The 23,334-nt window shown below is 72.7% G+C and carries 6 protein-coding genes; all 6 read right to left on the reverse strand.

From position 1 onward, the window contains the following. Positions 1 to 20 precede the first annotated feature (20 nt). Genes ADBZ5U_RS01045 through ADBZ5U_RS01070 form a run of 6 tightly spaced genes read right to left on the reverse strand, consistent with a single transcriptional unit; the run spans position 21 to position 23,334 of the window. Positions 21 to 4,442, reverse strand: a complete 4,422-nt coding sequence (locus ADBZ5U_RS01045) for a type I polyketide synthase (RefSeq protein ID WP_526261461.1) — start codon at positions 4,440 to 4,442, stop codon at positions 21 to 23. Then, entirely contained in the window at positions 4,439 to 9,823 is a 5,385-nt protein-coding gene (locus tag ADBZ5U_RS01050; RefSeq protein WP_526261463.1) for a type I polyketide synthase, read from the reverse strand. Before ADBZ5U_RS01050 ends, ADBZ5U_RS01045 begins: the two co-directional genes overlap by 4 nt. Continuing rightward, positions 9,820 to 15,150 (reverse strand): SDR family NAD(P)-dependent oxidoreductase, encoded by a 5,331-nt coding sequence (locus ADBZ5U_RS01055; protein WP_526261465.1) that lies wholly within the window; start codon positions 15,148 to 15,150, stop codon positions 9,820 to 9,822. Before ADBZ5U_RS01055 ends, ADBZ5U_RS01050 begins: the two co-directional genes overlap by 4 nt. Positions 15,151 to 15,155: 5 nt before the next feature. Then, entirely contained in the window at positions 15,156 to 19,913 is a 4,758-nt protein-coding gene (locus ADBZ5U_RS01060) for a beta-ketoacyl synthase N-terminal-like domain-containing protein (RefSeq protein WP_526261467.1), read from the reverse strand. After that, positions 19,910 to 21,619 carry a fatty-acid--AMP ligase gene (locus ADBZ5U_RS01065; RefSeq protein ID WP_526261469.1) on the reverse strand — a complete coding sequence of 570 codons (1,710 nt, stop codon included), beginning with the start codon at positions 21,617 to 21,619 and terminating at the stop codon, positions 19,910 to 19,912. The genes ADBZ5U_RS01060 and ADBZ5U_RS01065 overlap by 4 nt, the downstream gene beginning before the upstream one ends. After that, positions 21,616 to 23,334 carry a fatty-acid--AMP ligase gene (locus ADBZ5U_RS01070; protein WP_526261471.1) on the reverse strand — a complete coding sequence of 573 codons (1,719 nt, stop codon included), beginning with the start codon at positions 23,332 to 23,334 and terminating at the stop codon, positions 21,616 to 21,618. The genes ADBZ5U_RS01065 and ADBZ5U_RS01070 overlap by 4 nt, the downstream gene beginning before the upstream one ends.

The following is a 23,334-nucleotide window of genomic DNA, read 5'->3' on the forward strand; positions in this document are numbered from 1 at the left end:
CTTATCTGGTGTCGAGTTTTCTATGCGGTGTCGATGGACGACAGGTCCACGAGCGCCAGTTCGTCTTCGGCGGAATCGATCTCGTTCTCGATGAACGCCTCTGCGGTCAGTTCCAGCAGCGCCGCCGAGAAGTGCCGGGACAGCGACTCCACATCGGCGCGGCTCAGTCGGCGGGTGTCGTACCACCAGTCGACGTGCAGCACGCCGGAGTGACGGTACGCCCGCAACTCGATGGCATGGCCCAGACCCGGCACCGCCTCCCGGACCGGCAGCGCGAGGTCCGGATCGAAACGGACCGGGGCCTCCGGCGACTGCCCGGGCGGCAGATCCGGGATGGTGCCGAGGTGGGAGAAGAAGATGTCGGCCGGCCGGCCGGCGCCGAACAGTCGCGCGGTCGGCGCGTAGACGTAGCGCAGCAGGCCGTAGCCGATCCCGTGGTGCGGGACGGCTTTCAGGGTCGCGGCGATGTCGTCGAGCAGTTCCCGCGCGCCGGCCTCCCGGGCCGTCGCGCACGGGATGGTCACCGGGTAGACGGTGGTGAACCAGCCGACGGTCCGGGCCACGTCGACGTCGGGCCGCAGCACCGAGCGCCCCTGTCCGCCCAGTTCGACGGCGACCCTGCCGTGGCCGACTGTGGCGCCGACGGCGCGGCCGAGTGCCGCCAGCAGGATGTCCTCGGTCGGCACCCCCAGCCGGCGCCGCAGGTCGTCGACCTCGCCGGTCTGCTCCGCGGTCAGCACCGAGGGCAGCCGGGCGAGGTCCCCGGCGCCGGGGGGTTCCGGTGCCGGTTCGGCCACGCTCAGCGAGGCCTCCCGCACGACGCCGAGCCAGTGGTCCCGGCTTTCCAGCACCGCCGGGTGCAGGGCCAGCCCGGCGCACTGGTGCAGCCAGTCCCGCCACGGCGTGCGCACCGGCTCGAGAACGATCGGATCCCCGGCCAGCCGCTGGCCGAAGGCGGTGAACACATCGGTGAGCAGGATGTCGCGGGAGGGGGGGTCGGCGGCGACGCCGTGCAGCCCCAGCATCAGGTACGCCCGGTCCTGCGCCCCGACGTAGGCGGCGTTCAGCGGTGAGCCGGGCAGGTGCTGTGCGCGCATCTGTTCGGAGAGGACGGCCATCACCGCTTCGCGCTCGGCGTCGCTGCCCGCTTCGATGCCCGCCGGCAGGGTGTGGGTGCTCAGCGCGGTGAACTCCTCGGGCCCGCCGAGCCGCTGATCCCAGTTCGTTTTTTTCGGCGTTCCGCCGTGATCGACGAGCCGAAGCCGCAGTGCGTCATGGTGATTCGCCACCGCGGTCAGCACGGCGCGGACGTCGTCGACGCTGACGTCCGGGCGCAGTTGGAGCACCAGGGGGACCCGCCAACCGCCGACGTCGCGCAGGCCGTGCTCGAGGAAGTGGGCGACGTTGGGCGGCACCGGCGGATGGCCGGAGTCGCCGCGGGTGCGACGGGCGAGGCTGCCCTCGGCGTAGCGGGCGGTGACCGCGCGGGCCAGTGCGGCGGGCGTCTGGTTCTCGTAGAGGTCCTGCGGGGTGAGGTCCAGGCCCTCCTTGGCGGCCGTCATCGCCACGCTGATCGCCACCAGCGAGTCGCCGCCCACCTCGAAGAAGTTGGTGTTGCGGTCGACCCCGGAGACACCGAGGCACTGCGCCCAGATCCGCAGCAGGGCGGCCTCCACCTGGGAGGTGCCCGAGACCGGCGCGGCGACGTCGGCGGCGGCCGGGGTCTCCCCGGCCGCGCCGGACATTCCGGCCGCGCCGGCCCGGCTGGCCGGATTGTGTTCGATCCAGTGCCGTTGCCGCTTGAAGGGATACCCGGGAAGCGACACCAGGGTCGGCTGGGCGCCGATGCGCGGGGTCCAGTCGACCTCGACGCCGGCCGCCCAGAGTTGGCCGAGGGCGAGCAGGAAGGTGTCGCGGTCGCTCCGGTTCTGCGCCTGGTGGCGCATCAACCGGACGGCCCGGTGCCCGGCCGCCCAGGCCGGGTGGCGCATGGCGGAGGCGGTCAGCGTCCCGCCCGGACCCACCTCGACCAGCACCCGGGCCGGGTCGGACAGCAACACGCCCAGTTCGTCGGAGAACCGGACGGTCTGGCGGATCTGCCTGGCCCACATCGACGGGTCCGTCGCCTCGGCGTCGGTCATCTGCGTCCCGGTGACGTTGGAGAGCAGCGGGATCCGCGGTGCGCGCAGGTCCAGCCGGGACAGGAACGCGGTGAACTCGGGGATCACCGGGTTCATCAACCGGGAGTGGAAGGCGTGCGCGGTGCGGACCCGCCGGGCCACGATGCCGCTCTCGGCCAGCCGGGCCTGGAAGTCGCGGACGGCGTTGTCGGAGCCGGCCACCACACAGCTTCCCGGGTCGTTGATCGCGGCCAGATCCACGTCGGCGGTGAGGTGTTCGGCGATGGCGTCCGGACCGAGGGCGACCGCCACCATCACGCCCCGCGCGGAGGCGTGCATCAGGCGGGCGCGCATCGAGACCGCCTTCACCGCGGTCGGCAGGTCGAACACCCCGGCCAGCGTTCCGGCCACCCATTCGCCGATGCTGTGCCCGGCCAGCGCCGCCGGCCGGATACCGTAGGACTCGGCCAGCTTGGCCAGCGCGTACTCCACCGCGAACAGCGCGGGCTGGGCCCGGTCGGTGCGCTCGAGGTTGCGGCCGCTGCCGTCGAAGACCTCGGCGCGCAGGTCGAACCCCATCTCGGCGCCGAAGGCGGCCGCACAGGCGTCGAAGTGCTCCCGGAACACCGGTTCGCACTCGTGCAGACCGCGGGCCATGCCGATGTGCTGGGCCCCCTGGCCGGGGAAGACGAAAACCACCCGGTCCGAGCTGTTCTGGGCGCCCGAGCCGGGCGCGGGGGCCTCGCCGACGAACACGTTGTCGTGCTCGGCGGCGCCCAGCACCGACGCGGCGTGCTCCTGGTCGTTGACCACCGCCGCCATCCGGACCAGTTCCCGGCGCCGGCGGGTCAGGGTGTAGGCGGCGTCGGACAGGCTGACCTCGTCGGCGTCGGACAGTTCGGCCGCCAGGGCGTGCCGGGCGCCGTCGAGGGCCTCGGCGGTGCGCGCCGACAGCAGCAGCACCTGGGGGGCGTCGTTGACCTCCGACTTGGCGACGGCGGGCGCCTCCTCCAGCACGATGTGGGCGTTGGTGCCGCCGACCCCGAAGGAACTCACACCGGCGCGCAGCGGTCCGTTCCACTCCCACGGCCCGTCCTGGCCGCGGATGGCGAACGGTCCGCGGTCGATGTGCAGTTCGGGATTGGGGCTGGTGTAGTGCAGCGTCGCCGGGATGGCCCGGTGCTTGAGGCAGAGGATGGTCTTGATCAGTCCGGCGATGCCGGCCGCGGTCTCGAGGTGGCCGATGTTCGACTTGACCGATCCGAGGTGGCACGGTCCCTGCCGGTCCTCCTCGGAGATCGCGAACGCCTGCCGCAGGCCCTCGATCTCGATCGGGTCGCCCAGCGGTGTGCCGGTGCCGTGCGTCTCGACGTAGCTGATCGTCGAGGCGTCGACTTCGGCGACCGCGTGCGCCTCGGCGATCACCTCGGCCTGGCCGGCGGCGGTGGGCGCCGCGTAGTTCATCTTCGTCGCGCCGTCGTTGTTCAGCGCCGAGCCCCGGATCACGGCGTGAATCCGGTCCCCGTCGTCGAGGGCGTCCTGCAGCGGCTTGAGCACGACCACACCCACTCCGCTGCCGAAAATCGTTCCGTCCGAACGGATGTCGAAGGGACGGCAGCGCCCCGTCGGTGACACCATGGACCCCGGTTCGTACCAGTAGCCGACGTGGTGCGGAACCCGGATGGAGGCGCCGCCGGCCAGCGCCATCTCGCACTCGCCGTTGAGGATGCTCTGACAGGCCAGGTGGACGGCCACCAGCGAGGACGAGCAGGCGGTCTGGACCGCCAGCGCCGGGCCGCGCAGGTTGAGCAGGTGGGCGACCCGGGTGGCCAGGTGGTCCTTGTCGTTGCTCAGCGACATCGCGACCATGTCGAAGCTCGCACCCTGCCCGATGACCATGGCGGGGTCGTAGTGCGACATCACGTTGTAGAGCAGGTAGCCGCTGGTGGAACTGGTCCCGAACACACCGACGGTCTTCTCGGTGTCGGACGGGTCGAAGCCGGCGTCTTCCAGGGCGTGCCAGGCGGCCTGCAGGAAGAGCCGGTGCTGGGGGTCGAGCATGCGCGCGGCCTGCGGGGTGAATCCGAAGAAGTCGGCGTCGAACTCCTCGATGCCGGGCAGCAGCGCCGCCCGCCGGACATAGGCGCGGTTGGCCAGGGCCTGCTCCCCCACCCCGGCGTCGATCAGGTCGTCCTCGGACAAATCGACGATGGATTCCACGTCGTCGCGCAGGTTGCGCCAGAACTCCGACACCGAGGCGGCGCCGGGGAACCGGCCGGCCATGCCGACGACCGCGATCGCGTTGGGACTGACGGTGGTCACGGTCGCTGTCTCACCTTTCGCCGCGCCGCCGCCTGTTGGCGGGCGGCGGCTCGTTGTTGGGCACGGTCACGAACGGCGTTGGGACGTTCGGTGGTGGCCTCGGCGAGGCCGAGTTGACGGATCAGGTCCACGGCCAGGTCGGCCAGCGTGGCGCCTTGCAGGATAAGCGCCACCGGCGGTTCGACGCCGAAGTCGGACCGGATGGTGTTGCGCATCCGCACCGCCATCAGGGAGTCCATCCCCAGCCCGGTCAGCGGCTGGTCGGCCGCGATGGCGCCGTCGGCGGAGAACCCCATCACCGCGGAGATCCTCTTGCGCAGCCGTGCCGTGACGATCCGGTCGACCTCCTCGGCGGACATCCCGCGCAGCGCGTCCGGCCCGGCCCAGTCGTCGTCGGCGTCGCCGAGGTCGAGTTCACCGGCCAGGTTGGCGAAGAAACCGAGTTCGCCGATCTCCGGGAAGGCCTCCGCGGCACGGTCCAGGCGCAACCGGGCGACGCCGACCTTGCCCAGGTCGCCGGCCAGGACGGCCTCCAGCGCCTCCAGGCCCTCGGCCGGGTCCATCGGGTCGAGCACGCTGAAGGTCAGTGCCCGGGCCAGACCGACGTCCGCCCACTGTCCCCAGTTGATCGCGGTGGCCGGCAGGCCGGCCGCCCTGCGCCATTCGACCAGCGCATCCAGCCAGGCGTTGGCGCAGGCGTAGGACAGCTGCCCGGGCGAACCCAGCAGCGAGGCCATCGAGGAGAACGCCGCCCACCAGTCCAGTCGCCGGCCGGTCCCCTTCTCGTCCAGGGCCTGGTGCAGCCGCAGCGCGCCGGCGGCCTTGGGTGCCCAGATCGCCTCCAGGCTGTCCCTGGTGAGGCCGCCGACCAGTTCGTCGGCCAGCACCGCCGCGGAGTGGATGACGCCCCGCAGCGGTCTGCCGTCCGCTTCGGCCGCCGAGACCAGCCGTTGCGCGACCCCGGCCTCGGCCAGGTCGCCGAGTTCGACGACGATCTCGGCGCGCTCACCCAGTCCGGCCAGCACCGCCCGCGCGGCCTCGGTGGGAGCGCTGCGCCCGTTGAGCACCACCCGCCCGGCTCCGCCGTCCACCAGCCAGGCGGCGACCTTCAGGCCGATCCCGCCGAGTCCGCCGGTGACGATGTAGGAGCCGTCCGGACGGACGACGGGGTCGATGCGGCGCTCCGGTTCGGCCGCCCGGGCCAGCCGTTCGACGTAGCGGCGCCCGCCGCGCCAGGCCACCACGTCGTCGGCGGTCGGCGAGGCCAGTTCGATGGTCAGCGCCGCCGCGGCGTCGTCGTCGGCATCCAGGTCCACCAGCGTGGTGCGCAGCGCCGGGTGCTCGTAGGCGAGCACCCGGACCACGCCCCGCAGGGTGCCGGCCACCGGGTTGCCCGCGCCCGGACTGCCGTCCACCACCAGTCCGCCGCGGGTGACCAGCCACAGCCGCGGTGGCCTGCCGTGCCAGCCGCCGATGATGCTGCGCACCCCCGCGGCCACCGACCAGACCAGGTCCCGGGCATGGGTCAGGGCGGCCTCCGGGTCGCTGTCCTGAGCCGGATCGGCGGCCAGGAACACCACCCCGGCAGGCGGCAGCGCGGGGTCGCCGGCCACCTCCGCGAAGGCGTCCTTGACTTCGGACTCGTTGTTGAGGTCGGCGGTGATCACCCGCCGCCGCGGCGAGAGGAACCCCACGGCGAATTCCGCCGCGGCCGAGTCCGGACCGTCGGTCAGGACCAGCCAGCTGCCCTGCGGCTCGGTGCCCGACGGGGCAGGCGTCTCCTCCCACACCGGCCGGAACAGCTTGCGGGACAACGGCAGTGGAACGGTCTGGCGCTGAACGCGGCGCAGGTAGACACCGGTCACCTCCGCGGTCGGGGTGCCCGCCTCGTCCATCAGGGTGATCCGCCCGACCGCGTCGCCGGCGCCCTCGGCGATGCTGACGAGTTCGGCCCGGCACCGGGCCCGGCGGCCCACGTCGCCGAACACCCGGATGGATTCCATCGCGACCGGCAGATAGGTGACGTCCCCGGAGTCGGCGAGGATCTCGGCGGGCATCGCCGCGGCCAGGCTCTGCAGCGCGGCGTCGAGCATCACCGGGTGCAGCACGGCCCCCCGGTAGGGGGTCGCCTCATCGGGCAGCACGATCTCGGTCTCGGTCGCACCGCCGGCGGTGCGGACGATCCGGGTCAGCGCGGCGAAAGCCTGTCCGTGATAGGCGCCGGTGCGGCGCAGCGCGGTGTAGAAGTCGTTGGGCGCCAGCGTCGCGCCGCCGCCTCCCGTCCCGGCCGCCGCCGGCGCGGGGGCCGCCGCGGTCACGGCGGCGATCCGGGCGACCGCGTGGCGCTTCCAGGTACCCGACGCCGAGCGGGAGTGGATCTCCACCCGGGCGCCCTCCCCGTCGGAGGCCAACTGGGTGGTCAGCCGGGTCTGGTCGTCCAGTGGCAGCATCTGCTCCACCTCCAGGCGGGTCACCTCCAGGTTCCGCGGCGCCACCCCCAGTGCCTCACAACCGGCGGCCAGGGCGATCTCGGCGAAACCCGCGCCGGGCATGACCGGCTGGCCGTGCACCCGGTGGTCCTGAAGCCACGGGTTGGCCTCGGTTCCCACATCGGACTGCCACACGTGGCCCGTCCCGGCGGGCAGTTCGACGTGGACTCCCAACAGCGGATGCGATCCGGCGAATTCCCTTCCCCCCGAGGGTGTCTGCATCCAGTAGCGGGTGTGCAGCCAGGGCGTCGGGGGCAGGTCGACGAGCAGGTCCCCGCGTTCGGCCGCGGCCCTGTCCACCGGCGGCCGCACCAGGGCCAGCTGGGTGTGGAAGGTCAGCGTCTCCGGGTGGTCGCGATTCACCGTGCCGGAGACCCGGGCGTTGCGCCGGCCCAGCGTCTCGTTGAGCGCATGGGTCAGCAGCGGGTGCGGGCTGATCTCGATGAAAGTGCTGTGGTCGGCCGCGGCCTCTGCCACCGCCCGGCTGAACCGGACCGGGTTGCGCAGGTTCGCCACCCAGTATTCGGCACCGAAAAGCGTTGTGCCCCCAGGATATTCGGCGGTATTGATCACCGGGATCGTCGGACCGACCGGCGACAGGTGCTGCAGCGCGGTCCGCAACTCGGTCAGGATCGGGTCGACGGTGGCGTGGTGCGATGCCACATCGACCTCCACCCGCCGGGCCAGCTTGCCCTGGGCGTCGACCTTGGCGACGAGCTCGTCGACCAGTTCCGGCGGCCCGGCGATCACGGACTGGTTCGGCGAGGCGTACACCGCGACCGAGATCTCCGGGTAGTCCGAGATCAGCCGCTCGGCGGCCGGGGCGTCGAGTTCCAGCAGCGCCATCGCGCCCTGACCGGACAGCCGCGACATCAGCCGGGACCGGGTGGCGATCACGTCCAGGCCCTCGGCCGGGGTCAACGCGCCGGCCACCACCGCGGCGGTGACCTCGCCCATCGAGTGGCCGATCACCGCGTCGGGCTCCACCCCGTAGGAGCGCCACAGCTCGGTCAGCGCCAGCTGGATCCCGACCAGCACCGGCTGGATCCGGGCGATCCCGGTCAGCGGCTCCCCCACCTCCAGGACGTGCCGCAGCGAGAACCCCACCTTGTCGACGAACGCCGGTTCCAGCGCGTCGACCGCCGCCGCGAAGGCCGGCTCGTCGACGAGCAGTTGCCGGCCCATCCCGGGCCACTGCGCGCCCTGACCGGAGTAGACGAAAACCGTGCCGGGCCCGGGCGAGGCCTCATGGCTGGCGGTCACCCCCGGACCGGGCCGGCCGCCGGCCAGCGCCCGCAGACCGCTGACCGCCTCGTCGTGGTCGCGTGCCGAGACCGTGGCGACGGTGCCGTAGCGGCTCCGGTGGTTGAGCCCCGCGGCGACGTCGGCGATCGGGATCGACGCGCCGGAACCGGCCATCCAGTCGGCCAGCACGCCGGCGGTCGCGGCGACCCGCTGCGGGGTCTTGCCGGAGACCACCAGGGTCGTCACCGCCGGGCCCGCCGCCGACGGCGGCCGCGGGGCCGGACCCTGCTCGAGCACCACGTGCGCGTTGGTGCCGCCCATCCCGAACGACGACACCGCGGCGCGGCGCGGACCGTCGCCGGCCGGCCACGGCACCGGTGCGGTCGGGATGAAGAACCGGGTGGCCGAGGGGTCGATCGCCGGATTCCACTCGGTGAAGTTCAGGTTCGGCGGGATGACGGAATGCCGCAGCGCCAGAACCGTTTTGATCAAACCGGTGATGCCCGCGGCAGCCTCTAGATGACCGAAGTTGGTCTTCACCGCCCCGAGCGCGCACGGAGATTCGCCCCGGCCGTAGGCGGCGGCGAGTGCGTCGAATTCGATCGGATCGCCCAACGCGGTCCCGGTTCCGTGGGTTTCGACGAAGTTCACCGACGACGCCGCGACGTCCGCCGAACGCAGCGCCCGGGCGATCACGTCCCGCTGGGCCGGGGCATTCGGCGCGGTCAGACCGTTGGACCGGCCGTCCTGGTTGACCGCCGACCCGCGCACCACCGCAAGGACCCGGTCACCGTCGCGGACGGCATCGGTGAGACGCTTGAGCACGACCATGCCGGCGCCCTCGCCGCGCACGAAGCCGTCCGCCTGCGAGTCGAACGCGTTGCACTTGCCCCGCGGTGACAGCATCCCCCATTTACCCAGTGCCAGTTGGGTTTCCGGGCGCAGCGCGAGGTTCACCCCACCGGCCAGGGCCAGATCGCTCTCCCGCATCCGCAGGCTCTGGCAGGCCAGGTGCACCGATACCAGCGACGAGGAGCACGCGGTGTCGACCGCCACCGCCGGACCGCGCAGACCGAGCAGGTAGGCGATCCGCCCGACCGTGACGCTGTGCGCGTTACCGGTCGCGGAGTAGGCGTCGATGGTGTTCGGGTTGTCCCCGGCGATGGTCTGGTACTCGTTGTAGTAGACGCCCAGCATCACCGCGGCGCGGGTCTCGGCCAGCTTTTCCGGCGCCAGGCCGGCGTTCTCCAGCGCTTCCCAGGCCACTTCCAGGGCCACCCGCTGCTGGGGGTCCATCGCGACGGCCTCGCGGGGGGAGATGCCGAAGAAGTCCGCGTCGAAACCGGCGACGTCGGACAGGAAGGCGCCCCACTTGGTGGGCATCCGCCCCGGCGCCATCGGATCGGGGTCGTAGAACGCTTCGGCGTCCCAGCGGTCCGGGGGCACCACCTTCACCGCGTCGGTGCCGTTCTCCAGGAACTCCCAGTACTGCTCGGGCCCGCTGATCCCGCCGGGCAGCCGGCAGCCGATGCCGATCACCGCCACCGGTTCGGCGCCGGAGATCCGGGCGGCCTTCTCGAACTGCTCGGCCAGCGTTCCGCGCTGCTCGGCCGTCATGGCCGAGATCCGATCGAAGGTCGTCTTCATCGGGCTTCACCTTCCACACTGTCGAAGAGAGCGTCCAGCACGCTGAAGGCGTCCTCGGACGCCTCCTCCGCGTGCTGCTCCTCGGGTTCGGACGCCGGGATCAGCAGCCCTGCGACATGTTCGGCGAACGTGCTGAGGGTCGGGTGATTCCACAGCATCGTCGCCGACAACTCCAGTTGCACCAGCGCCTTGGCGTCGCGCAGCAGAGTCATCGCCATCATCGAATCCAGTCCCAGCTCCGGGAACGGCCGGTCGAAGTCGACCGCGGACTCCGGCATGCCCAGTTCGCGGGCCAGGATGCCGCGCAGCCTGAGCTTGAGTTCCTCGACGACCTGATCGCCGGTCATCGTCGAGAAGTCCGGCACGTCGACCGGCGCCGCCGCCGGTGCGGACTCGGCCGGGCCGGCCACCGAATCCACCTGCGCGAAGCGCAGGCCGCGGATGTCCAGGCACGCGGCGCCGTCGGCGCCCCGCGCGGTCAGGTCGACCACCAGCTCGCCGGGCGCCCCGGCGCGCCGCCGGACCTCCACCACGGCCTCGGCCGCCGGCTCCGCCGCGACCTCGACACCGTCGATCGCGGCGGGCAGCATCAGCGACTCGCCGCCCTCCAGCAGGCGGGCCAGGTGAACCGCGGCGTCGATCAGCGCCACCGCCGACGGCTCGGGCAGGCCGACGGCGGCCCGCAGACCGCCCGGCGCCGGCTCGCAACTGTGCACCGACCAGTCGAACGGCTGCCCCTCGACGCCGGACTTGCGCTGCAGTTCGGTGATCGCCGACGCGTCCCAGGCCGGTGCCGCCCCTTCGGCGGTCTCCCCGTCGGCGCACGGGACAGGCTTCTCGGGCAGCACCGCGGCGACCGCGGCGCTGCAGTGCCGCGTCCAGCGGTCGGCGGGGGTGTCCGGCCCGGCGCTCGAGGACAGCGTGACCGCGTCCCCGTCGGCCATGACCTGGATGACGCGGGGCTGCTCGGCGACGACCGGGTACTCGAACCGGACGTCGCCGAGGATCGCCGGGCCCGACCGGCCCGGTCGGGCCGTCACGAGGGTCTGCAGCAGCACCGAGACCGGCACCACCTCGACACCGCGGACCCGGTGCCCGCCCGGGTACGGTTTCGCACCGGGCAGCAGCGCGGCCCGCCAGTGGCCGGCGCCGACCGCCTCGCCGAGCAGCGTTCCGGGGTCCGGCCCGGGCACCGCGCCGATGTCGGCCGCGTCACCGCCGGCCAGCAGCCGGCGGATCACCGGCAGCGGCGCCCGCATCTGGTAGGCGTCGGCCAGCCGCTGCCAGTCCGCACCGGCGACGACGCACTGCACGCCGGCGTCGGGACTGAGCACCGCGGGCAGCATCCGGATGGCGACGTCGTTCGGCATCGGTTGCAGCCCTGCGGATTTGGTCGACGGCTGGGCATCGGCCCAGGTCTTCCACAGGCCCCACTCGACGACCGTCGCCGCCAGGCCCATGGTCCGCCGGGCATAGGCCAGACCGCCGAGGAAGGTGTTTGCCGCGGTGTAGTGGCCCAGCCACCTGGATCCGATGATCCCGGTGATCGAGGAGAACAACACGAAGCGGCGCACCGGGTTTCGCAGCGTGAGGCGGTGCAGCACGGCCGCGGCGTCCAGTTTGGACCGGAACATGGTGTTGACGTCGGCGTCGCTCATCTCGGTCAGCAACGCCTCGCCGCCGGCCAGCGCGGCCAGATAGACGCCCTCCAGGGCCGGCAGGTCCGCCCCGAACCGCGCGAACAGGCGGGTCATCGCGGCCTCGTCGGCGGCGTCGGCGGCCACCTCGACCAGCGTGCATCCCGACGCCTTCAGTTCCTCGGCGAGTTCGGCGGATTGCCCTGCGCCACTGCGGGATACCGCAACGACGGTGCCGGCGCCCATCTCGGCGAGCTGACGGATCAGGTACGGTCCGACGTTGCCCGTCGCGCCGATCACCAGGTGGCTGGTGTGCCCTTCGAACCGGGTCGGCACCACCGCGGGAGCGGTGTGCGGCTGCAGGCGCGGCACATGGCGCCGGCCCCGGCGGTGGACCGCCTGGTCGTCGTCGCCGGCGCCGTCGGCCTCGGCGGCCAGGATCCGGGCGACCAGTTCGGCGGGAACCGACTCGTCGACGTCGACGATGCCGGCCCAGATCTCCGGGTGCTCCAGCCTGATGGTGCGGCCCATCCCCCACAGCACGGCGTGCGCCGGGTCGGCCCGGTCGCCGTCCTCGATCGGCTGGCCGTTGCGGGTCAGCACCATCAGCCGCGGCGGCTCGGCCATCCCGGCCAGCACGGTGAGCAGCCGGCGCGCGGAGTTGAACAGCCGGTAACCCGCGGCGGCGTCGATGCCGGTCAGCGGCGGCGGCGCGTAGAGGACGTAGTCGACTCCGGTGAGCGCCGCGTGCGAGGGGGCGCCGGCCGCCAGGTCGGCGATGTCCAGGGCGCGGGAGTCCCCGCCGAGCAGCGCCGCCAGTTCCGCGGCCTGGCCGGGGTCGCCCAGCACCAGCCAGCTGCTGTCGCCGGCGCCGTCCGGCAGGTCCCGGACCGGCCAGTCGAGCCGGAGGAACCAGTCCCCGGTCCCGCCGGCGCCGCCGGACCCCGCGGCGGGTGCCGCGGCCGGCTGTTCCGTCGGCGTCGCCAGCCAGTGCCGGGTGTGGTGCCACGGGGTCGCCGGGAGGGCCGGACGCGGCCCGCAGACGTGCGGCGCCTCCGGCGGGCGCACCGTGCGGGTGGCGTTCAGGCCGGCCCGGAAGCTGAAGGTGTCGTTGGTGTCGCGCTGCAGAGTGCCCAGGGTGTGGTGGTGGGTGCCCTCGAGACTCTGGTCCACCGCGTAGCCCAGCAGCGGGTGCGGGCTGACCTCGATGAAGAAGGTGTGCCGGGCGCCGGCGGCCGCCACCGCCTGGGTGAAGCGCACCGGGTTGCGGAGGTTGTCGACCCAGTGTTGGGCGTCGAAGGCGGCGCTGCCGTCCCGGCCGCCGGTGGTGACGAACACCGGGATCGCCGGCGGCCGCGGGGACAGGTCGGCCAGTTCGGTGCGCAGGTCCGGCAGTACCGGGTCGATGATCGCGTGGTGGGAGGCGACGTCGACGTCCACCCGCCGGGCCAGCCTCTCCTGCGCGGAGACCACCGCGATGACCGCGTCGACCTGATCGGGCGGTCCGGCGACGACGACCTGGTGCGGCGAGGCCTCCACCGCGACGGTGACCCCGGGGTGAGCGGCGAGCAGCTCTTCGGCGGCGGCGCCGGACAATTCCAGCAGGGCCATCGCACCCTGCCCGGACAGCCGGGCCATCAGGCGCGACCGGGTGGCGATGACTTTGAGTCCGTCGGCCGGGCTCAGCGCCCCGGCCACCACCGCCGCGGTCACTTCGCCCATGGAGTGCCCGATCACCGCGTCGGGGGTGACCCCGTGCGCCCGCCACAGCTCGGTCAGCGCCAGCTGGACACCCACCAGCACCGGCTGGATCCGGTCGATGCCGACGACGGCCTCGCCGGATTCCAGGATCTGGCGCAGCGAGAACCCGGCCGCCTTGACGAAGGCCGGCTCCAGGTCGTCGACGGCGGCGGCGAACGCCGGTTCGTCGGCCAGCAGCCGCCGGCCCATCCCGGCCCACTGCGAACCCTGCCCGGAGTAGACGAACACGGTGCCGGTCCCGCACGGACCGGCGTGCGGGGCGACCACGCCCGGCGCCGGGTAGCCCCCGGCCAGCGCGCGCAGGCCCGCCACCGCCTGCCCGCGGTCGCAGGCCGTCACGGTGGCGAAGACCGGGTAGCGGGCCCGGTGGTGGTCGAGCGTGTGGGCCACTCCGGCCAGGTCGACGTCGGTCGCCTCCAGCCAGCCGGCCAGCCGCTCGGCCGTCGCGGCGACCCGCTCGGCGGTTCGGCCGCTGACCACCAGGGTGCTGACCGGCGGCTCGGGTTGGGCCGGCGCGGGCCCGGTGACCGGCGCCTGCTCGATGACGACGTGGGCGTTGGTGCCGCTGACCCCGAACGAGGACACCGCGGCCCGCCGCGGACGGCCGGCCTCCGGCCAGTCCAGCGGCTCGGCGGCGATGACGAACTTCGACGCGCCCGGCCCGGCCTGCGGGGTGAGCTTGGTGAAATGCAACTGCCGCGGGATGTGCCCGCGGGACACGCTCAGGACCGTCTTGATGAACCCGGTGACGCCGGCCGCCGACTCCAGGTGGCCGAGGTTGGTCTTCACCGAGCCCAGCACCAGCGGCGCCGAGCCGTCGCGGTCGCCGTACACCTCGGCCAGCGCGTCGAGTTCGATCGGGTCGCCCAGCCCGGTGCCGGTGCCGTGCGCCTCGACGTAGTCCACCTCCGAGGGCGCCAGTCGCGCCGCGTGCAGCGCCTGGCGCATCAGCGCCTGCTGCGCGGGGCCGTTCGGCACGGTCTGCCCGCTGCTGGCGCCGTCCTGGTTGACCGCCGACCCGCGCACCACCGCCAGCACCGAATCGCCGTCGCGCAGCGCGTCCTCCAGGCGCTTGAGCACCACCACGCCGCAGCCCTCGCTGCGCACGTAGCCGTTGGCGTCGGCGTCGAAGGTCTTGCAGGTCCCGTCCGGCGAGAGCATGCCGAAGCGCGAGCAGGCGATGCTGTTCTCCGGGCTCAGGATCAGGTTGACCCCGGCCGCCAGCGCGGTGTCGGTCTCCCTGCGGCGCAGGCTCTCACACGCCAGGTGGATGGAGACCAGCGACGACGAGCATGCGGTGTCCAGGACGACCGCCGGGCCGCGGGCGCCGAGGAAGTACGACAACCGCCCGGCGGCGAAGTTCGGCGCGTTGCCGAACGGGATGTAGGCGTCGATCTGCTCGCGGCGCAGCTTGCCGGCCACCGAGTGGTAGTAGTCGTTGGTGGTCAGGCCGATGAAGACACCGGTCTGGGTGCCGCGGATGGTCTGCGGGTTGATCCCCGCGTTCTCCAGTGCCTCCCAGGTGACTTCGAGCAGCAGCCGTTGCTGGGGGTCGATCGCCGCCGCCTCCCGGGGGGCGATGTTGAAGAACTCGGCGTCGAACTCGTCGGGCTGCCAGGAGGTCAGGAACCCGCCTTCGCGGTTGCAGATGGTGCCCGGCACGGTGTGGTCTTCGGAGTAGTAGGCGTCGGCGTCCCATCGGTCGGCCGGCACCCGGATCACCCCGCTGGCGCCCTCGCGCAACAGCGTCCAGAACTCCTCGGCGTTGCCGACCCCGCCGGGCAGCCGGCAGCCGATGCCCACCACCGCGATCGGCTCGGTGGAGGCCTTCTCGGCGATCGCCAGGCGCGCGGTCAGATCGTCGATCTTGCGCAGCGCCTCGGTGATGATCGCGCGGCGGTCCGGCGGCGGGGCTGACGGGGTGGTCATGGCGGTTAGCTCAGTCTTTCCGATAGTTGCCGCAGCAGTTCGTCCTCGGCGAGGTCACCGTAGTCATCGCCGTAGTCTTCGCCGTCGGCGGCCTCGACGCCAGCAGCGGTCTCCGGCAGCCGCGCCGAGAGGTAGCCGACCAGGTCGTCGACGGTCGGGTAGTCGAAGATCACCGACGCCGGCAGTTCCTCGCCGAGAGAGTCGCTGAGCGATCGCCGGAGCGCGACGCTCATCAGGGAATTCATCCCCGATTGGAAGAATCCCGCCGAACGGTCCACCTCCTGCGGCGCGGCCAGGCCCATGGCCTCGGCCACCAGTGCGCACACGTGCTCGGTGAGCACGGCCCGCCGCCCAGCCGGCTCGCCGTCCCGCAGGGCCGAACGGAACGGCGTCTCGGCGCCGGCGGGATCGTCGGCGCTGGTTTCGGACACCAACTCGTCGACGATGTGCAGCGAGGCCCGGGTGCGGTAGGCGGCGGCCAGCCGGCCCCAGTCCGCGGCGACGATCGCGCAGCAGACCGGCGCCTCGGGGCCGGTGAGCACCGACAGGGCGCGGATGGCGGTGTCGTCGGGCATCGGCAGCAGCCCGGAGTCCAGGGTGACCTGGCGTTCGGAGTCGGACTGGGCGTCGGCCAGGGACTTCCACCAGCCCCACTCGACGGCGGTGGCCGGCAGCCCGGCCGCCCGCCGCGCGTGAGCGAAGGTGTCCAGGAAGGTGGTGGTCGCCGCGTAGTGGCCCAGCCACCTCGAACCCAGCAGCCCGGAGATCGACGTGAACAGCACGAACTGGCGCACCGGGTGCTTGAGCGAGAGCCGGTGCAGCAGCCAGGCGGCGTCGATCTTGGGGCCGAACATGGCGGCGACGTCGTGATCGGTCATGTCCCGCAGGGTCGTCGGGCCGCCGCCGAACGCGGCCAGATAGACACCGGCCAACGGGGGAAGGTCGGCGCCGAAACGGTCGAACAACGCGGTGAGCGCGGCTTCGTCACCGGCGTCGGCGGCGACGGTCACCAGCCGGATTCCTTTGAGCGACAGCGCTTTTGTCAATCCGTCCAGCCGGGAGCCGGGGTTGCGCGACACCGCGACGATGGTGCCGGCGCCCTGACCGGCGAGGTAGCCGATCAGGTGCGGGCCGATGTTCCCGGTCGCTCCGATCACCAGGTGGCTGCCTCCGGGGTCCAGTCGCACCGACGACGAGGCGGCGGTGGCCGTCTGACGAAGCCGGGCCACCCGCCGAACCCCGGCGCGGTAGAGGACCTGGTCCTCGGACCCGCCGGCGCGCGACTCGGCCAGCACCCAGGACGCGGCCAGTTCGGCGGGCACCGACTCGTCGACGTCGATGACGCGGCCCCAGATCTCGGGGTGTTCCAGTGCCAGCGTGCGGCCCAGTCCCCACAGCACCGCGTGCGCGGGGTTGGCCCGGTCGCCGGCCTCGATCGGCACCGCGTTGCGGGTCAGCATGGTCAGCCTCGGCGGCAGCGGACGATCGGCCATGGCCACGGCCAGGTTTCGCGCCGCGGTGAAGATCCGCGTTCCAGTCGCCGGATCCCAGCACGCGGCTTCCTGCGGGGCGTACAGGACGTCGGTGACCGCGCCGAGTCCGGCGATGACCGCCTCGGGGTCGGCGGACAGTTCGGCGGGCTCGACGACTGTCACCGCCGGCCCGCCGCCGAGCAGTCGGCCGATCTCGGCGCCGACGGCGCGATCGGCGATGACCAGCCAGGTCTGCCCGGCGTCCGGCGCCGGGTCGGCGGCCGCCGGGCGGGCCGGCCAGTGCAGCGTGCACACCCACTCGGCCGGCACCACCGAGGCGACCGGAAGGCCGCGGGACGCGGCGGGGTCGGTGGCGCGGCGGGCCCGCTTGGGCACCCAGTGGGCGCTGTGCCGCCAGGGCGCGGCGGGCAGCGGGGTGTGCGGGCCGGGCGGATGCGGGGTGGCCGGCGGGTGCGTGGTGTGGGTGGCGTTGAGGCTGGTGTGGAAACCGCGGGTGTCGTCGTCGTCCCGGACCAGGGTGCCGATGGCGTGGTGGTGGGCATCGCCGAGGGTGGCGTCGATAGCGTGGGTCAGGATCGGGTTGGGACTGATCTCGACGAAGGTCGCGTGGTCGGCGGCCGCCGCGGTGACCGCCTGGTGGAAGCGCACCGGCCGGCGCACGTTGGCCACCCAGTAGTCGGCGTCGAGTTTCGGGGCCGCGGTCGGGTCGGCCACCGTGGAGTACATCGCGATGCCGGGCACCCGCGGGACCAGGCCGGCCAATTCGGCGCGCAGCGGCTCGCAGACCGGGTCCATCAGCGCGGTGTGGGAGGCCACCTCCATGTTCACCCGGCGGGCGAACCGGTTGGCGGCGGCCGCGGCGGCCAGCATGGCCTCGATCGGGGCGACCGGACCGGCCACCACCGTCTGGCGGGGCGAGAGGTATCCGGCGATCTCGACCCCCGGGTAGTCGCCGATCAGGTCCGCGGCGGCGGCGGAGTCGGCTTCCAGCAGCGCGACCGCGCCCGGCCCGGCCAGCCCGGCCATCAGCCGGGACCGCGCGGCGATGACGTCGAACCCCTGCTCGGCGGTCAGCGCGCCGGCCGCCACCGCGGCGGTGACCTCACCCATCGAGTGCCCGATGACCGCGTCGGGGTGCACCCCGTAGGAGCGCCACAACGCGGTCAGCGCCAGTTGCAGGCCCATCACGACCGGTTGCACCCGCGCGTCGCCGACCACCGGTTCGCCGGACTCCAGCACCCGGCGCAGCGAGTAGCCGACCCGGGCGGCGAACGCCGGTTCCAGCTCGTCGACCGCGGCGGCGAAGGCCGGCTCGTCGACCAGCAACCGCCGGCCCATTCCGGCCCACTGCGAACCCTGTCCGGAGTAGACGAACACCGTGCCCGGCCGGCAGGACCCCTCGTGCGGCCCGGACACGCCGGGGGCGGACCGGCCCGCGGCCAGCGCCGACAACCCGGCCACCGCCCCGGCCCGGTCCCGGGCGCAGACGGTGGCGAACGCCCGGTGGCGGCTGCGGTGGTGGTTGAGGGTGTGGGCCACCTGCTCCAGGCCGACCGCGGCGCCGGCGCCGGAGAGCCAGTCCGCCAGCGCCCCCGCGGTGGCGGCGATCCGGGCCGGGCTCTTCCCGGACACCACCAGCGTGCTCACCGCCGGCGCCGGATCCCCCGCCACGGCCTGGGCCGGCGGCGCCTCCGGAGCCTGCTCCAGAACCACATGCGCATTGGTGCCGCCGAACCCGAACGAGGACACCCCGGCGATGCGCGGGCGGCTACGGTCCGGCCAATCAGTCTGCTCGGCAACGACTTTCAACCGCAGTTTGTCGAAGGGGATGTGCGGGTTGGGGTTCTGGTAGCCGCGGTTGGCCGGGATGACTCCCCGACTGACCGCCAGCACCGCCTTGGCCAGACCGGCCACCCCGGCGGCGGCCTCCAGGTGACCCAGGTTGGACTTCACCGACCCGATCAGCAACGGTTCGCCGGCCGGCCGGCCCTTGCCGAGCACCGTGCCCAGCGCCCGCGCCTCGATCGGGTCGCCCAGCAGCGTCCCGGTGCCGTGTGCCTCGACGTAGTCGACCTCGCGCACGTCCACCCCGGCATCGGCGTAGGCCGCCCGCAGCACCGCCATCTGCGCGGCCGGATTCGGCGCCATCAGGCCGTTGGACCGGCCGTCCTGGTTGACCGCCGATCCGCGCACCACCGCCAGCACCCGGTCGCCGTCGCGCAGCGCATCGCCCAGGCGCTTGAGCACCACCACCCCGGCGCCCTCGCTGCGCACGAACCCGTCTGCCGCGGCGTCGAAGGCATGACAGGAACCCGAGCGCGAAAGAACCTCGGCCACATCGAAACTGCGCGTCGGAGCCGGGGACAGCACCACGTTCACCCCGGCCGCCAGGGCGAGGTCCGACTCCCCCGACCGCAGGCTCTGACAGGCCATGTGCACCGCCACCAACGACGACGAGCACGCCGTGTCGACGGTCACCGACGGACCGCGCAGGTCGTAGAAGTAGGACACCCGGTTGGCGATGATGCTCAGCGCGGCGCCGGTCCCCGACCAGGCGTCCACCGCGGCCAGATCGGCGGTGGCGATCGGCCAGTACTCCGCCGAGCAGGCCCCGGCGAACACCCCGGTCCGGGTCTCGGCCAGCGCGTCGGCGGGGATGCCGGCGTGGTCGAGGGCCTCCTGGGTCACCTCCAGCATCAGTCGTTGCTGGGGGTCCATCTTGTCGGCCTCGCCGGCCGGGATCTCGAAGAACTCGGCGTCGAAGTCGGCCAGCGCCTCCAGGTACCCGCCCCAGCGGGTGGTCTCCGCGACCACCGCCGCGTCTTCCGGCGGGCCGTCCTCGAAGTCCGACCAGCGGCCCGGCGGCACCTCCCGCACCCCGGACCCGCCCGCCGCCAGGAATTCGGCCAGGCCGTCCAGATCCGAGACTCCGCCCGGGAACCGGCAACCCACCCCGATCAGCGCGATCGGTTCGCGCCCGAGGCCGCCGCGCGGCAGGCCGGGTCCCGTTCCGACCGGCTCCACCTCCCCGCCGGTCAGGAACCGCGCCAAGGCCTCGACCGTCGGGTACTGCCAGAACTCCACCGGCGCGACGACCCGGCCCAGCAGTTCCGAGAGCCGCCCGGTCAGCACCACCGCATCCCGGGAACCGACGCCCAGATCGTGCATCGACGCGCCCCGGTCGATCTGCTCCCGGCTGCAGCCCAGGCCGTCGACCAGATAGTCGACCAGCCAGTGCCGGAGGGCCTCCTCGTTCCAGTCTGAGGTCATGGACTCAGGTCCAATCGCCGGAATTCGCCGGAGCGGTACAGCTCCCTGGACGCCGAACGGCGCACCTTCCCGCTCGTCGTGACCGGGATCGAACTGCCGCCCACCAGAACCAGGTCGGCGACCCGGACCCCGTGAGCCTTTGAAATCGCAGCTGTCACTTGAGGTTTGAGCCCGCACAAGGCGTCGGCGTCTTTGGTCTTGGTTTCGGCCACGACGACGAGTTGCTCGTCGGCGCCGTCCGCGACCGCGATCGCGACAACCCGCCCGCCGGTGATCCTGGCGACGGTCGCCTCGATGTCGTCGGGGTAGTGGTTGCGCCCGTCGACGATCAGCAGATCCTTCATCCGGCCGATGATGTAGAGCTCTTCATCGAAGATCACCGCGAAATCCCCGGACCTCAGCCACGGGCCGGCCGGAACGCCCTGCGCCAGTTGGCCGTTGAAAACCTGCTCGGTCAACTCGGGGTTGCGCCAGTACCCGGCCGCCACCTGGGGACCGTGGACCCAGAGTTCGCCCACCTGGCCGGCCGGCTTCTCCACCCGGGTCACCGGGTCGACGATCCGGAAGTCACACGACCGCGGCGGGCCGTGGCTGACCAGTTCCGACCCGCCCGACTCGCACGGTTCGGCGTGCCCGGCCGTCAGCTTGTCGGTGTCGAAACGCAGCACCGCCGGTGGCCGCCCGCCGGGCGAGGACGCCACGTAGACCGTGGCCTCGGCCATCCCCCAGGTGGTGCGTACCGCATAGTCCGGCAGGCCGAACCTCGCGAAGCGCTCGTTGAACCGCCGCACCGTCGATCCACGCACCCGCTCGGCTCCGTTGATCATCACGGCGGTCCGGCTCAGGTCCAGGCCGGCCATGTCCTCGTCGGAGGTGCGGGCCATGACCAGCTCGTAGGCGAAGTTCGGGCCGGCGGTGTAGGCGTTGGGATTGGCGGCGATGTGCTGAAGCCAGCGCACCGGCTTCTGCAGGAACGAAACCGGGCTCATCAGCACCGCCGGGCATCCGCTGTAGAGCGGGATGAAGACGCCGACGACCATTCCCATGTCGTGATAGAAGGGCGCCCACGAGACCACGGTCATCTCCCGGGCCGGGTAGTCGAAGGCCTCGAGGTAGTCGGGAAACGCCTGATCCAGGTTGGCGATGACGTTCGCGTGGGTGATGGACACCCCGGCCGGCCGGCGGGTGGACCCGGAGGTGTACTGCAGATAGGCGATCTTGGGGGCGCCCTCGACCACCGGGGGGGTCGCGGGCGAGTAGAAGTCCAGGGCGTCGATCTCGATGACCTTCGGGGGCCGCTGGGCGGACTTCGCCTGGGTGTACTTGCGAACCTCGTCGACCACGGCCGAGGTGGTCAGGACGGCCACCGGTGTGCTGTCGTCCATCGCTCCGGCCACCCGCTCGTCGTGCTGACCGGGTTGCGGCACCGACAACGGCACGGCGACGAACCCGGCCCGGACCGCGCCGAGGAATCCGACGATGTAATCCAGGCCCTGCGGTGCCAGCACCACCGCCCGCTCACCGGGGGAACCCAGTTCGGCGAGCCGGTCGGCGACCACGTTCACCCGGTCCCGCAGCTCCGACCAGGTCAGGCTCTCGGCCACCCCGGCCGGGTCGGACTCGTAGTCGACGAACGTGTACGCCGGGTCGTCCGGCTGCTCCTGCGCCCGGCGCTCGATCAGCTCCGCAATGGTCGGTTCGCTCATGCCGGTCCACAGTCGTCGAGGCGGCGCAGCTGTCCGGTCCGGTACAGCTCCAGGGAGGCCTTGCGGCGCACCTTGCCGCTGGTGGTGACCGGCAGCGAACGCGGGGCCACGAACACCGCATCGCTCACCCGGACCCCGTGGGTCCGCGAAACCGCGGCAGTCACTTGCTGTTTCAGCGCGGCGAGCTCCTCGGGCCCGCCCTGTTTGACTTCGGCGATCACCACGAGCCGCTCGGTGGTCTCATCGGGGAGGGAGACCGCGGCCACCCGGCCACCGGTGAACGCGACGACGGTGGCCTCGATGTCGTCGGGGTAGTGATTGCGCCCGTCGACGATCAGCAGGTCCTTGAGCCGGCCGATGATGTAGACCTCGCCGTCGAACATCACCGCCAGGTCCCCGGTCCGCAGCCAACGGCCCGGGTCCGCGGCGGCCTGCGCCAGTTGCCCGTTGAACGTGCGATCGGTGGCCTCCGGGTTGCGCCAGTACCCCGAGCCGACCTGCTCGCCGCGCATCCACAGCTCCCCGACCTCGCCGGCCGGCTTCTCCAGCAGCGTCTCGGGGTCGACGACCCGCAACTCGCAGGTTCTCGGCCGGCCGGCGGTGACCAGCTCCGAGCCGCCCTCGGCGCACACCTCGGCATGCCCGGCCGCCAGTTTCTCGGTGTCGAAACGCACCATCGTCGGCGGCCGCCCGCCGGCCGAGGTGACGACGAACACCGCCGCCTCGGCCATCCCAAGGGTCGGGCGCATCGAGGAGTCCGGCAGTCCGTAGGGGCCGAACCGGTCGGCGAACCGCCGCACGGTGGTGGCCTGGACCCGCTCGCCGCCGTTGATCATCACCAGGACCCCGCTCAGGTCCAGGCCTTCCAGGTCGGCGTCGCCGCACCGGCGCGCGGCGACCTCGAAGGCGAAGTTGGGCCCGGCGGTGATCACACTCGGGTGGGCGGCCATCTGCTGAATCCAGCGCACCGGCTTCTGCATGAACGCCACCGGGCTCAGCAACACGCAGGGCCGGCCGGTGCCCAGCGGCATGAACACACCGAGGATCAGGCCCATGTCGTGGTAGAGCGGGGCCCAGCACACGACCGTCATGTCCTCGGGCGACCGGTCGAGGTTCTCGAAGTACTCGGTGACGGCCTGGTCCACGTTGACCAGGGCGTTGCGGTGGGTGATCTCAACCCCGGCCGGCTGCCGGGTCGAGCCCGAGGTGTACTGCAGATAGGCGATCTTCGGATACGTCTCCACCGCAACGGGATTCACCGGGGAATCGAAGTCCAGGGCGTCCACCTCGATCACCCGCGGGTGGCGCTGCCCGGACTGCGCCTGGGCGTACTTGCGGACTTCGTCCACCACCGCGGAGGTGGTCAGCACGGCGGCCGGCGAGCAGTTCCGCAGGGCGCTGGCCACCCGCTCGTCGTGCTGACCGGGTTGCGGCACCGACAACGGCACGGCGATGAAACCGGCCCGGATCGCGCCCAGGAAACCCACGACGTACTCCAGTCCCTGGGGCGCCAGAATCGCCGCCCGGTCGCCCGGGGAGCCGCACCCGGCGAGCCGGCCGGCGACCACGTTCACCCGGTCCCGCAGCTCCGACCAGGTCAGGCTCTCGGCCACCCCGGCCGGGTCGGACTCGTAGTCGACGAACGTGTACGCCGGGTCGTCCGGCTGCTCCTGCGCCCGGCGCTCGATCAGCTCCGGGATGGTGATCTGGCTCAA

The organism is Mycobacterium sp. (assembly GCF_040398885.1).
GTDB lineage: Bacteria > Actinomycetota > Actinomycetes > Mycobacteriales > Mycobacteriaceae > Mycobacterium.

What these genes read in the sequence shown, in the direction of transcription:
- ADBZ5U_RS01060 (WP_526261467.1), bottom strand. Translation starts at nt 19,913, where the DNA reads ATGACCTCAGACTGGAACGAGGAGGCCCTCCGGCACTGGCTGGTCGAC.
- ADBZ5U_RS01065 (WP_526261469.1), bottom strand. Translation starts at nt 21,619, where the DNA reads ATGAGCGAACCGACCATTGCGGAGCTGATCGAGCGCCGGGCGCAGGAG.
- ADBZ5U_RS01050 (WP_526261463.1), bottom strand. Translation starts at nt 9,823, where the DNA reads ATGAAGACGACCTTCGATCGGATCTCGGCCATGACGGCCGAGCAGCGC.
- ADBZ5U_RS01055 (WP_526261465.1), bottom strand. Translation starts at nt 15,150, where the DNA reads ATGACCACCCCGTCAGCCCCGCCGCCGGACCGCCGCGCGATCATCACC.